The following is a 12,069-nucleotide window of genomic DNA, read 5'->3' on the forward strand; positions in this document are numbered from 1 at the left end:
CCTCGGAGTTATGCCGTCATTCCGGGATGGTCCGAAGGACCAGACCCGGAATCTCGAGATTCCGGGTTCGATGCTTCGCATCGCCCCGGAATGACGGGGGAGCACCTCACCACGTCGCCGTGCCCTTCATGGTCGGCTGTCCCTGGGCATTCGCGGTCCACAGTTCCATGCCGGCGGCGGTGTCGTTGGCGTTGACGGAGAATTCGCTGCCTTCGAACAACGGCTGCAGCCCGCGGTAGCTGAATTTCTTCGGCGGCTTGCCGCCGTGAAGTTTTGCCGCGAATTCGACGATCAAGGCGGCTTGCAACGGGCCGTGGAAGACCAGGCCCGGATAGCCTTCGACCTTGGTGACGTAATCGCGGTCGTAATGGATGCGGTGGCCGTTGAAGGTCAGCGCGGAGTAGCGAAACAGCAGCACGGGATCGCTGACTCTGATTTCGCGATGTTTTGCCACCGGCGCCGGCGGGGGCGCCTTGGCCGCCGGCGCGGCGCCGCCCATGTCGCGATAGACCAGGTCCTGGCGCTCGCGGATCGCCATGCCGCGCGGCGTCGTGATGATATGTTCGACCGAGACGAAGCACAGCACGCCGGTCGAGCCGGTCTTGATCGTCACATCGGTGATGCGCGAGGTGCGCTTGCTGTCGTCGCCGACGCGCAGCGCGTCGAAAAATTCCAGCTCGCCGCCGGCCCACATCCGGCGCGGCAGCGGCACCGGCGGCAGAAAACCGCCGCGAGTCGGGTGGCCGTCGGGGCCGAGCATCGACATCGGAAACACCGGCTGCGCCAGGCACCAATGCGTGGTCCAGGGCGCGGCGTCGCCGGTCTTGGGCTCACCGATATCCTGAAACAGCGTGGCGCGCAGCCCCTTCACCAGGTGCGCGGTGACGATGTCGGACGCTTCCGTGGTCTTGCCGATCCACTGGCGCAAATGATCGAGGTCGAGTTTTTCGGCGACAGCTTCGGTCATGATTGGTTGCTCCGGGCGCGGGCCGTCTTCGGCAGTTCAACATGTTCGCCGATCGCCGGCACGGCGCCGTAGTGGCGCTCCTCGCCGACGAAGATCGCGGCGGGCGCGGCATAGTTGATCTTGCCGTTCGGCGTATCGACCTCGATGCGGCGCAGATGCGGGTGCACCGCGAGGTCGGCCATGGTGTTGACCTCGGCAAACGCAATGTCGGCGTCATCAAGCCGCTTCAAGAGATCGACGCGGTTCATGGTGGCAAAACGGTCGGCGACGGTCTTGTCTGTCAGCGCGCGGTTGCGCACGCGTTCGACCATGTTGGAAAAGCGCGGATCATCAGGCAGATCAGGCTGGTCCAGCACGTCGGAACACAGCTTCTTCCATTCGCGCTCGCTCTGGATCGAGATCAGGATGCCCTTGCCGTCCTTCGAATTGAACACGCCGTAGGGCGCGATCGAGGGATGCGCCAGCGCCATCCGCTTCGGCGGATTGCCGGCCTCGGAATTGATCAGCGGCACCGCCATCCAGTCGGCCATCACGTCGAACATCGAGATCCGGATATCGGCGCCCTTGCCGGTGCGGCCGCGCCCGATCAGCGCCTCGAGGATCGCGGCATGCGCGGTGGCGCCGGTCGAGATATCGACGACGGAGATGCCGACCCGCGACGGGCCTTCCGGGCCGCCGGTGATCGAGGCGAGGCCACTCTCGGCCTGGATCAAGAGGTCATAGGCCTTGCGGTCGGCATAGGGGCCAGAGTCGCCATAGCCCGAGATGGTGCAGCAGATCAGCGCCGGATAATCCTTGCGCAGCCGTTCCAGCGAGAAGCCGAGCTTGTCCATCGAGCCCGGCTTGAGGTTCTGCAGCAGCACGTCCGCGCTTGCGATCAGCTCTTCCAGCGCGGCGCGCCCTTCCTTGGTGGCGAGGTCGATCACCACGGAGTTCTTGCCGCGGTTGAGCCAGACGAAATAGCTGCTCTGGCCTTTGGCGGCGGCGTCATAGCCGCGGGCAAAGTCGCCCTCGGGGCGTTCGACCTTGATGACATGGGCGCCGGCATCGGCCAGCCGCGAACTGCAGAATGGTGCTGCGACAGCCTGTTCGACGGCGACGACGATCAATCCTTCTAGCGGCAACATCTGATGTTCTCAGTAGGAGCGGGGCATGCCGAGCACATGCTCGGCGACGTAGGACAGGATCAGATTGGTCGAGATCGGCGCCACCTGATACAGCCGGGTTTCGCGGAACTTGCGCTCGACGTCATATTCTTCCGCGAAGCCGAAGCCGCCAAAAGTCTGCACGCAGGCATTGGCGGCATCCCAGGCCGCATCGGCCGCCAGCATCTTGGACATGTTGGCCTCGGCGCCGCAATCGAGCCCGGCCTCGTATTTGCGGGCGGCGTCCTTCACCATCAATTCGGCGGCGCGCATCTGCGCGTAAGCCTTGGCGATCGGGAACTGGACGCCCTGGTTCTGGCCGATCGGGCGGCCGAACACCACGCGCTCCTTGGCGTAGGCGGTGGATTTCGCCGTGAACCATTTGGCGTCGCCGATGCATTCCGACGCGATCAGGATGCGCTCGGCGTTCATGCCGGACAGGATGTAACGGAAGCCCTTGCCCTCGTCGCCGATCAGGTTTTCGGCCGGCACCTTCATGTCGGTGAAGAACACTTCCGTGGTGGCGTGGTTCATCATGGTGCGGATCGGGCGGATTTCGAGGCCGTTGCCCTTCGCCTCGCGCATGTCGACGATGAACACCGACAGACCATCGGTGCGCTTCTTGGCGTCTTCCTTCGGCGTGGTGCGCGCCAACAGGATCATCAGGTCGGAATGTTCGGCGCGGCTGGTCCAGATCTTCTGGCCGTTGACGATGTAGTGGTCGCCGTCGCGGCGCGCGACGGTCTTCAGCGACGAGGTGTCGGTGCCGCTGGTCGGCTCGGTGACGCCGAACGCCTGCAGCCGCAATTCGCCGCTGGCGATCTTCGGCAGCCACTTCGCTTTCTGGGCGTCGTTGCCGTGCCGCAGCAGCGTGCCCATGGTGTACATCTGGGCGTGGCAGCCGCCGCCGTTGCAGCCGGCGCGCTGGATCTCTTCGAGGATCGCGGCCGCGGCCGACAGTTTCAACCCGGCGCCGCCATATTCCTCGGGGATCAGCACCGAGAGGTAACCGGCTTCCGTCAGCGCGTTCACGAACTCCTTCGGGTAGGCCATCTGGCGGTCGAGCTTGCGCCAGTATTCGCCCGGAAACTGGGCGCAAAGCTTGGCGACGGCGTCGCGGATGTCGTGGAATTCGTCGGTTTCGTGCTGGGTCATCGGGGAGACGGGTCAACCATGTGAGAGGGGAGTTCGACCGCCCGCATGGGCTGCGGGGGCGAACGCGAAGGGAGCGTTCAGCCCTTTTCTTGGTAGATCGCGCCGGCCGTTGCAACGCCTATTGTCCCGCCAACCTGCATGGCTCTGGCGCGGGCCATGTCAGGCCGGAATGCGAACCGGCAACTGCTCGATGCCCCGGACGAAGCTGGAATAGACCCGCTTCGGCTCGCCGACCACCTCGATGCGGTCGAAACGCTTGAGCATTTCCTGCCACACGATCTTCAGTTGCAGCTCGGCGAGCCGCATGCCGACGCAACGGTGAATGCCGAAGCCGAACGACAGATGGGTGCGGGGCCGGGCGCGGTCGATGATGAACTCTTCCGGCTTCTCGATGCCTTCCTCGTCGCGGTTGCCGGAGACGTACCACATCACGACCCGGTCGCCCTTTTTGATCTTCTTGCCGTTAAGTTCAGTGTCGACCAGCGCGGTGCGGCGCATATGGGCCAGCGGGGTCTGCCAGCGGATCACTTCCGGCACCATGGTGTCGATCAAATCAGGATTGTCGCGCAGCTTCTGGTACTGGTCGGGATGTTCGTTCAGCGCCAGCACCGAGCCGCTCATGGTGTTGCGGGTGGTGTCGTTGCCGCCGACGATCAACAGGATGATGTTGCCCATCAGGTTGTCGGGGTCCATGTGCCGCGTCGCGTCGCTGTGCGCCATCATGGATATGAGGTCGTTGCGCGGCGGCGCATTGACGCGCTCGTTCCAGAGTTTGGTGAAATAGGCCGCGCATTCGTCCATTTCCTGGCGGCGCTGCTCGGCGGATTCGACGACGCCGCTCTTCGGCAGTGCGGTCGAGACGTCCGACCATCGCGTCAGCTTGCGGCGCTCCTCGAACGGAAAGTCGAACAGCGTTGCCAGCATCTGCGTGGTCAGCTCGATCGACACCCGCTCGACGAAGTTGAAGGTCTCGTTGCGCGGCAGGTTTTCGATCACCTTGATGGCGCGCTCGCGGATCAGTTTGGCGAGTTCGTCCAGATGCGTCGGCGTGAACATCGGCGACACGGTCTTGCGCTGCGACGAATGCTTCGGCTGGTCCATCGCAATGAAGCTTGGGTAGTCGTAGCCCGGCGGAACGTCGCGGATCGAGATGCCGCCCAACGTGGAGTCGGACGAGAAGATGCCATGGTTGGTGTCGACATGCATGATGTCGTTGTATTTGGTCACCGACCAGTAGGGCTCGATCGGCGCATTGGTGCAGTAATGCACCGGCTCTTCCTTGCGCAGCCGCTCGAACCACGGCCACAGCGTGTCGTTCTGGAACAGCTTTGGCGCACCGGGATGAAAATCCTTCAGCGGCGTGGAATAGGCTTCCTCGCGCGCGGCGCGCAGAAGCTCGGTCCTGTCGGCCCTGATTGATGTCTGGACGTTCATCTGATCATCCCGGGGATGTTAGGGGTTAGCCGGCGATGCGAACCGGCAGGGTCTCGTAGCCTTTGACGAAGCTGGAATATACCCGCTTCGGCTCGCCCACCACCTCAATATTGTCGAACCGCTTGAGGATTTCTTCCCAGATGATCTTCAATTGCAGCTCGGCGAGCCTCAAGCCCACGCAACGATGAATGCCGAAGCCGAACGAGATGTGGGTGCGGGGCCGGGCGCGGTCGATGATGAAGTCGTAGGGGCGGTCGATCACGTCCTCGTCGCGGTTGCCCGAGACGTACCACATCACGACCTTGTCGCCTTTCTTGATCTGCCGGCCGCGGAAATCGAAATCGGAAAGCGCGGTGCGGCGCATATGCGCCAGCGGCGTCTGCCAGCGGATCACCTCCGGCACGAAACTGTCGATCAGCTCGTGATTTTCGCGCAGTTTGCGGTACTGATCCGGATTCTTAGCTAGCGCAAAGATGCTGCCCGACAGCGTGTTGCGGGTGGTGTCGTTGCCGCCGACGATCAACAGGATCAGGTTGCCGAGAAAGTTCTTCGGGTCCATGTCGCGGGTGGCCTCGGAGTGCGCCATCATCGACAACAGGTCGCTCTTCGGCGGCTGATTGATCCGTTCCTTCCAGAGCCTTGCAAAATAGGTCGCGCATTCCATCAGTTCGGCCTGCCGCTCGTCCTCGGTGGCTACGACACCGTCCGGGCCGGGCAGGGTGGTGGCGACGTCGGACCAGCGCGTCAGCTTGCGGCGGTCCTCCCAGGGGAAGTCGAACAGCACGGCGAGCATCTGGGTGGTCAGTTCGATCGAGACCTTGTCGACCCAGTCGAAAACTTCGCCCTTCGGCAGATTGTCGAGGCACTCGGCCGAACGCTTGCGGATGTTGATCGCGAGCTGGTCGAGATGGGTCGGGGTGAACATCGGCGCCACGGTCTTGCGCTGCGCGGCGTGGCGCGGCTGGTCCATGGCGATGAAGCTTTCGCGGCGCAGGTCGGGGTCGACGTCGCGGATGGTGATGCCGCCGAGCGATGACGCCGACGAGAACACCGCATGGTTGGTCTCGATGTCCATGATGTCGTTGTATTTGGTCACCGACCAGTACGGCCCGAACATGCTGTCCTTGCAGTAATGCACCGGGTCTTCGCGGCGCAGCCGGTCGAAATACGGCCAGAACGAGTCGGTCCTGAACAGTTCGGGATGGCTGACGTCGATATCGGCAAGCGGCAGCGAATTGGCCTTGTCACGCGCGGCCCGCAGGTGGGAATCCCCCGACGATTCGATCGTTCCGTGCATGAGGCGTCTCCTGTTGGCGTCCCGCCCTGGTGAGTCCCGGAGGGCAATGTTTTACCCAATTACATTCCATCGCGGGTGCCAGAGCAAGCGGGAGTTTGCCGCAGCCGCGGTATACCAGAGACCGCCCTGAAGCCCCGTTTTTTGGTCTGTTTTGAGGCCGTGACAAGCGCATTCCGGGGTAATAAGCCTGTAGGCAACAAGCCCTAGATGCCGGAGGCCGCCCCACCATGATCCCCAACGCGTATCGGATGTTCAATTTCGATCTCGGCGAGACCGCGGATGCGATTCGCGAGACCGTCCACGCCTTCTCGAGCAACGAGATCGCGCCGCGCGCCGCCGAAATCGACAAGAGCAACCAGTTTCCGCGCGACCTCTGGCCGAAGATCGGCGCGCTCGGCCTGCACGGCATCACCGTGGAAGAGGAATATGGCGGGAGCGGCCTCGGCTATCTCGAACACTGTATTGCGGTGGAAGAAATGTCGCGGGCGTCCGCCGCGGTTGGATTGTCCTACGGCGCGCATTCCAACCTCTGCGTCAACCAGATCCGCCGCAACGGCAACGAGGCGCAGAAGCGCAAATATTTGCCGAAGCTGATTTCGGGCGAACATGTCGGCTCGCTGGCGATGTCGGAGCCCGGTGCCGGATCCGACGTGGTGTCGATGAAGACGCGCGCCGACAAGAAGGGCGACCGTTACGTCCTCAACGGCAGCAAGATGTGGATCACCAACGGTCCGGAGGCGGACACGCTGGTGGTCTATGCCAAGACCGATCCGGAAGCCGGCCCGCGTGGCATGACCGCCTTCATCATCGAAAAGGGCATGAAGGGATTTTCCACCGCGCAGAAGCTCGACAAGCTCGGCATGCGCGGCTCCGACACCTGCGAACTGGTGTTCGAGGATTGCGAGGTGCCGGAAGACAACGTGCTCAGTGAAGTCGGCCGCGGCGTCAACGTGCTGATGTCCGGTCTCGACTACGAGCGCGCGGTGCTGGCCGCGGGGCCGATCGGCATCATGCAGGCCTGCATGGACGTCGTGCTGCCCTATGTCCACGAGCGCAAGCAGTTCGGCCAGCCGATCGGCACCTTCCAGCTGGTGCAGGGCAAGCTCGCCGACATGTACACCACCATGAACGCCTCGCGCGCCTATGTGTATGCGGTGGCGAAAGCCTGCGACCGCGGCGAGACCACGCGCGAGGATGCCGCCGGCGCGATCCTCTACGCCGCGGAGAAGGCGACGCAATGCGCGCTCGACGCCATCCAGCTGCTGGGCGGCAACGGCTACATCAACGACTATCCGACCGGACGCCTGTTGCGCGACGCCAAGCTGTATGAAATCGGCGCCGGCACCAGCGAGATCCGGCGCATGCTGATCGGCCGCGAGCTGTTCGACAAGTCGGCGTAAGGCTGAGCTGCGCCTAGTTGCAGACTTGTCTTTGCCCTATCGTGGTGTTCTGGATAATCCTGCAACCTTGCGCGACCGGCCGGCATCCCTGCGGGTCGCAAAGTACCTGTCCTGAAGCGCGGGTTTTCGGCTCGGCGGCGGATGCGGCCGGTTTTGGCGCTGCCGCAGGTTCCTCGCGCTTGGCAACCGGCCTGGCGGGTTTCTTCACCTCGGTCTTCTGGCAGGTGTTGTCGTCGCCGACCTCATAGCCCGGCTTGCAGGTGATCCTTGTGCAGGTTTCGCCGTCAGCCTTGAAACCGTGGTCGCAGATCAGCGGACAAATTCGCGCGGTACGGCCCTTCACCATATCGAGGGCGTCGAGGCTCGCGACCTTGACGTCAAGCCTGGTCCCCGCGTTCTTGTTGAACAGAGCAAGCGAACGCTGAGACGCCGCGTTCCAGTCGCCGTCAACAGCACCCTGGCTGCAGCCGACGCGGCGCAATTCGGTTTGAAGCAGACGAGGGATATCGGCCGCCGCCGGAGGCGCGGGCTTCACGGCCTGTTCCGACGGCATCAATGCCGCCACGGGCCCCGGCGGCTTGTTGTCTTGAGCTTTGGTGTCCTGGGCATTTTGTTCAGCCAGTTTGGCCTGTGCCGCAGCACTGGCACGTTCGGCTTCAAGAACCCGCGCGGCCTCGATCGCTTTCTGCTTTTCCGCGGCGATACGGGCTTCCTCGGCGGCCTTGGCGTCGCTTGCGGCCTTGGCTTCGCTGGCCGCCTTGGCCTTCGCGGCAGTATTGGCACGTTCGGTCTCAACCTTGGCGGCCTCGATCGCTTTCTGCTTTTCTGCGGCGACACGGGCTTCCTCGGCGGCCTTTGCCTCCCTTGCCGCCCTGGCCTGTTCGTTGGCCTTGGCGCCTTCGGCAGCGAGCCGCGCCTTTTCTTCCTGGGCAAGCCGTGCCTTCTCGGTGGCGGCGACGCGCGCCTCTTCGGCGGCGATCTTGTTCAACTGCCCTTTCGCCAGACTGGCGTAGAGACCTTCCGGATATTGCGCGAGGAACGCCGTCCAGACGTCTCGCGTTCCAACCCGTTCGGCCAGTTCGTAATCGCGCCGCATATCGGCCTGGTTGCTCGGCGCCGGTGCCAAGGTCGTGGGCTTTGCCGGCACCAGCGGAACGTCGTCGCCGCCCAGCGAGCCGTAAACATAGGGCTCCTGCTTGTTGCCGGTATTTCTCAGCACGTCATCGCGGACGTAACCGAACGCCTTGCGCAGATCGAGGCCCGGCGTCGTGATGTGCTTGACGAGGGCGGAGGTGAACGGGCTGTTCTTGCTGTCGCCGTCGGAAGCCGTCGAGCCGGCCTTCGAGGCAAACGCAATCAGGGTGTTCGGGCTGGTCGGTTCGACCTTCGCCAGGCCGCGGCCAATGGCGCGGGACGCCAGCGTCCGCTTCATGGTTTTCGAAAACGGGTTGTCGCGGCAGGCGTCGAGGATGACCAGCCGAAGCTGCCTCGCCGGCTCGATCGTCACCAGAATCCGGTCGAGTGGAAGCGCCTCGTCATAAACATCGAGATCGCGTTCCAGGGCGGCATCAACGGGAATGAGATAGTTCGTCCCGTCGACCTCGATGCCGTGGCCGGCATAGTAGACGACGGCGACATCCGCATCGCGGGCCTTGTCGGCGAAGTCCCGGAACGCACGCCGCATCTCGGAAATTTTCAGATTGTGGCGGGATTCGACCACGTCAAAACCGGCTTGCTGCAGGGTTGTCGTCATCGCGGCGGCATCGTTGGCCGGATTGCCGAGCCGGCTGACGTTTTCGTAAGCGGAGTTGCCGATCACCAGCGCAACGCGCTTCTCGGCGTGCACCGGCCCGCCAAACCACAAGACCGAGCAGATTGATAAAACAAGCGCTCCGAGCGCGCGCATCAAAATCCCACCTGGGCAATGGCGGCAGGCTACCACCAATGCGGACGTTCGCAATGCCTTGCGTGGCCGCCGGACGGCGCAAACCATCGCCTCTAGTGGCCTAAAACGCCCTTCAGGCCGGCTTGTCGGCTGCGCGCCAGGGCGAATGGCTTGCTAGGGCGAAACGCTGAGAAGAAACGTCGTCGTCGTCCGCCGTCCCTCCGAATCCTGCAGTTCGACGCGCAGCAGATGTTCGCCCGGCGGGACTTCGGCCTCCTGGATCTCGATGCCTTCCGGCCCCGCGTAGGGTCTCACGCGCTGCGTCAGATCGACAATCGGCGACTTCATGTAGGTCACGCGAAGCGAGTCCAGATTGATGGTGGCGCCGCCGAATCCCTTGAACTTGAGCTGCAGCGGCAGCGGCGAACGCAAATGCCCTTCGTCTCGGCTGGCAAGGTCGATGTGCGGTCCGCGGGTGATCGCGCGGGAGGCGAAAACGTCTTTGGGGGTCGGCAGCCGCGCTTCTTCGGGGGTGATCAGCACCATGCCGGCCAGGGCCCCGCGGGGCGATGCTACGGCAGAAAGCGCGGCCAGAATCACCAGACAGAACACCATCGATATTCTACGGCGCATCATGTTTACCCATACGTGTCGTGGCTGCTGTTGCGGCTCGATCCCTGTCGTCTAGCATTCGTCAGCCAGTTTGTTGACTCGCGCCGGTTGCGTTGCAGCTTGCCGTGATGCCCTCCGAACGGCCAAGCTAGCCGCATCGGATCGGTTTGGCCTAACGTCCCGTTGGATATTCGCGCTCAAGACTTCCAGAATGTGTGACTGAAGTCACAATAGGCCGTCCGGAACGGGCGGCGGAAAAATTCCAAAGGGAGGGGCGGTCTTGCGTTTCAGAGCGGCGGGCATGCTGATCGCCTTTCTCCTCGGCGCGGTAACGACGGCCCCCGCACGGGCACAAGCGCCTTACCCCAGTCGGCCGATCCGCATCGTCGTGCCGTTCGGCGCGGGCGGTTTTGCCGATATCACCGTCCGCCTGCTGGCGGACAAACTCGCGCAGCGCGCCAACGCCCAGGTGGTGATCGAGAACCGGCCCGGCGCCGGCGGCATCGTCGCCGCCACCGCCGTCACCTCGGCGGCGCCCGATGGCTACACTTTGTTCGTGTTCTCGAGCGGCATCGCGCTGTCGAAGTCGCTGCTCAAATCGATGCCGTTCGATCCCGCCACCGCCTTCGCGCCGATCTCGACCATGGCGCAGTTCGACCTGCTGGTGCTGGTGCAGGCGGGTTCGCCCCTGCGCACGCTGAAGCAGGCGCTAGATGCCGCGCGCGCCGATCCGCAAAAGTTCAACGTCGGCACCATCAATCCTGGCAGCACCCAGAATGTCACCGGCGAACTGCTGCGTTCGATATCAGGCATTCCGATCCCGGTGGTGCCGCATCGTACCTCCGCCGAGGTTCTGACCGCGCTGCTGCGGGGCGACATGCAGATCGGCATCGAATCCTATGCGGCGCTGAAGTCGGCGATCGATGCCAACCAGATCCGCGCCATCGCTTCGTCCGGCGCCAGGCGTTCGCCGCAGCAGCCCGATGTGCCGACGTTTCGCGAGAGCGGCATCGACGCCGCGGTGGACGGCTGGAATTCGCTGGTGGCGCCGGTAGGCACGCCGCGCGATATCGTCGCCTTCCTCAACGGCCACGTCCGCGCCATCATCGACGATCCCGATTTCCGCAAGCGCATGATCGAATTGGGCGGCGAGCCGGTCGCGAGCTCGCCGGAGGAACTCGATGCGCGGCTCAAATCCGATATCGACTTATGGGCCGCCGTGGTGAAGAAGGTCGGCCTCGAGCCGCAGTGAGACGAAAGCCCCATGTCCGACAGTTTCAAGATTGATGCCCATGTGCATGTCTTTACGTCAGACATCCCGCTGATCGACAATCCGCGCCACGCGCCAAAATACAGTTTCACCCACGAGCAGTTGATCGCGACGCTCGACCAGAACGGCGTCGACCGTGCGGTGATCGCGGCCGCAAGCCCGTGGGGCGACTACAACGACTACATCCTGGCGGCGCTCCGCGCCCACCCGAAACGGCTGCGCGGCACCGCGATCTTCCGGCGCCCGATGGAACGGTTCGAGCTGGAAGCGATGGGCCGCGACGGTTTCGTCGGGGTCCGGCTTCCGTTCATCGGGCTGCCCGCGCTGCCGGACATCACCACATTCGACTATCGTTCGCTGTTTCGCCGCCTCGCCGATCTCGACTGGCACGTTCATCCCCATGTCGACGGCGAAGACCTGCCAAAAATCCTGCCGACGCTGGAAGCCTCCGGCGTCAAGATCGTGGTCGATCATCTCGGCCGCCCCGATCCGAAGTCCGGCATCAACAGCGAAGGTTTTAAAGCGTTGCTGCGTTCCATCGACAAGGGGCGCACCTGGGTCAAGGTGTCGGGCGGCTACCGGCTCGGGCCGGAGGCCAAGACATATGCGCGCGAGCTGCTCCGCGTCGCAGGTCCCGACCGGCTGGTATGGGCGAGCGACTGCCCGTTTGTCGGCCATGAGGGGCAGTTCCCGTATCAAGCCACCATCGACTGGCTGGTCGATGCCATTCCCGACGCCGCTGCGCGCGCGAAAGTCTTCGGCGCGACGGCGCGCGATCTCTATTTCAACGGCGCGTGACGCTGCGTCGCGAAAAGGAAGCCCGCCGACCGGGCGGGCGAAGTTTCGGGAGGAAACGCCCTGTCAAGGAGCGCCAAGCGAATCTCGCTGATTCGGTCGCGATCGC

The 12,069-nt window shown here is 63.8% G+C and carries 10 protein-coding genes; 3 read left to right on the top strand and 7 right to left on the bottom strand.

Going from position 1 to position 12,069, the window contains the following annotated elements:
• Positions 1 to 106: 106 nt before the first annotated feature.
• The 5 genes from BLR13_RS23860 to BLR13_RS23880 form a co-directional block, all read right to left on the bottom strand.
• Entirely contained in the window at positions 107 to 967 is an 861-nt protein-coding gene (locus BLR13_RS23860; RefSeq protein WP_074818941.1) for an FAS1-like dehydratase domain-containing protein, read from the bottom strand.
• The gene (locus BLR13_RS23865; protein ID WP_074818938.1) at positions 964 to 2,094 is read right to left on the bottom strand and encodes a CaiB/BaiF CoA transferase family protein; all 1,131 of its coding nucleotides are present in this window, start codon (positions 2,092 to 2,094) and stop codon (positions 964 to 966) included. Before BLR13_RS23865 ends, BLR13_RS23860 begins: the two co-directional genes overlap by 4 nt.
• 9 nt (positions 2,095 to 2,103) lie before the next feature.
• Positions 2,104 to 3,267, bottom strand: a complete 1,164-nt coding sequence (locus BLR13_RS23870; protein WP_074818935.1) for an acyl-CoA dehydrogenase family protein — start codon at positions 3,265 to 3,267, stop codon at positions 2,104 to 2,106.
• Between the two features lie 159 nt (positions 3,268 to 3,426).
• A complete protein-coding gene (locus BLR13_RS23875; protein WP_074818931.1) occupies positions 3,427 to 4,701 on the bottom strand; it encodes a cytochrome P450 in 1,275 nt (424 codons plus the stop codon).
• A 25-nt stretch (positions 4,702 to 4,726) separates the two neighbouring features.
• Positions 4,727 to 5,998 carry a cytochrome P450 gene (locus tag BLR13_RS23880; protein WP_074818928.1) on the bottom strand — a complete coding sequence of 424 codons (1,272 nt, stop codon included), beginning with the start codon at positions 5,996 to 5,998 and terminating at the stop codon, positions 4,727 to 4,729.
• A 227-nt stretch (positions 5,999 to 6,225) separates the two neighbouring features.
• Between BLR13_RS23880 and BLR13_RS23885 the strand changes: the two genes are divergently transcribed.
• Positions 6,226 to 7,398 (top strand): isovaleryl-CoA dehydrogenase, encoded by a 1,173-nt coding sequence (locus BLR13_RS23885; protein WP_074818926.1) that lies wholly within the window; start codon positions 6,226 to 6,228, stop codon positions 7,396 to 7,398.
• A 13-nt stretch (positions 7,399 to 7,411) separates the two neighbouring features.
• Here BLR13_RS23885 and BLR13_RS23890 read toward each other — a convergent pair whose 3' ends face one another.
• Both BLR13_RS23890 and BLR13_RS23895 read right to left on the bottom strand, forming a co-directional pair.
• Positions 7,412 to 9,304: a caspase family protein gene (locus tag BLR13_RS23890; protein ID WP_074818923.1), complete on the bottom strand. Its 1,893-nt coding sequence runs from the start codon at positions 9,302 to 9,304 to the stop codon at positions 7,412 to 7,414.
• Positions 9,305 to 9,457: 153 nt separating this feature from the next.
• On the bottom strand, positions 9,458 to 9,916 hold the full coding sequence (locus tag BLR13_RS23895) for a hypothetical protein (RefSeq protein WP_074831176.1): 459 nt from the start codon (positions 9,914 to 9,916) through the stop codon (positions 9,458 to 9,460).
• Positions 9,917 to 10,175: 259 nt separating this feature from the next.
• On the opposite strand from BLR13_RS23895, the gene BLR13_RS23900 reads away from it, so the two are divergent.
• A complete protein-coding gene (locus tag BLR13_RS23900; RefSeq protein WP_083387587.1) occupies positions 10,176 to 11,147 on the top strand; it encodes a Bug family tripartite tricarboxylate transporter substrate binding protein in 972 nt (323 codons plus the stop codon).
• Between the two features lie 12 nt (positions 11,148 to 11,159).
• The gene (locus tag BLR13_RS23905) at positions 11,160 to 11,963 is read left to right on the top strand and encodes an amidohydrolase family protein (protein ID WP_074818920.1); all 804 of its coding nucleotides are present in this window, start codon (positions 11,160 to 11,162) and stop codon (positions 11,961 to 11,963) included.
• Positions 11,964 to 12,069: the final 106 nt, after the last annotated feature.

Source organism: Bradyrhizobium ottawaense (assembly GCF_900099825.1).
In the GTDB taxonomy this organism is placed as follows: Bacteria; Pseudomonadota; Alphaproteobacteria; order Rhizobiales; family Xanthobacteraceae; genus Bradyrhizobium; species Bradyrhizobium ottawaense_A.

Bases quoted from the DNA above. Each gene is read 5' to 3' on its own strand.
- BLR13_RS23860 (WP_074818941.1), bottom strand. From the start codon at position 967: ATGACCGAAGCTGTCGCCGAAAAACTCGACCTCGATCATTTGCGCCAG.
- BLR13_RS23865 (WP_074818938.1), bottom strand. From the start codon at position 2,094: ATGTTGCCGCTAGAAGGATTGATCGTCGTCGCCGTCGAACAGGCTGTC.
- BLR13_RS23870 (WP_074818935.1), bottom strand. From the start codon at position 3,267: ATGACCCAGCACGAAACCGACGAATTCCACGACATCCGCGACGCCGTC.
- BLR13_RS23875 (WP_074818931.1), bottom strand. From the start codon at position 4,701: ATGAACGTCCAGACATCAATCAGGGCCGACAGGACCGAGCTTCTGCGC.
- BLR13_RS23880 (WP_074818928.1), bottom strand. From the start codon at position 5,998: ATGCACGGAACGATCGAATCGTCGGGGGATTCCCACCTGCGGGCCGCG.
- BLR13_RS23885 (WP_074818926.1), top strand. From the start codon at position 6,226: ATGATCCCCAACGCGTATCGGATGTTCAATTTCGATCTCGGCGAGACC.
- BLR13_RS23890 (WP_074818923.1), bottom strand. From the start codon at position 9,304: ATGCGCGCGCTCGGAGCGCTTGTTTTATCAATCTGCTCGGTCTTGTGG.
- BLR13_RS23895 (WP_074831176.1), bottom strand. From the start codon at position 9,916: ATGCGCCGTAGAATATCGATGGTGTTCTGTCTGGTGATTCTGGCCGCG.
- BLR13_RS23905 (WP_074818920.1), top strand. From the start codon at position 11,160: ATGTCCGACAGTTTCAAGATTGATGCCCATGTGCATGTCTTTACGTCA.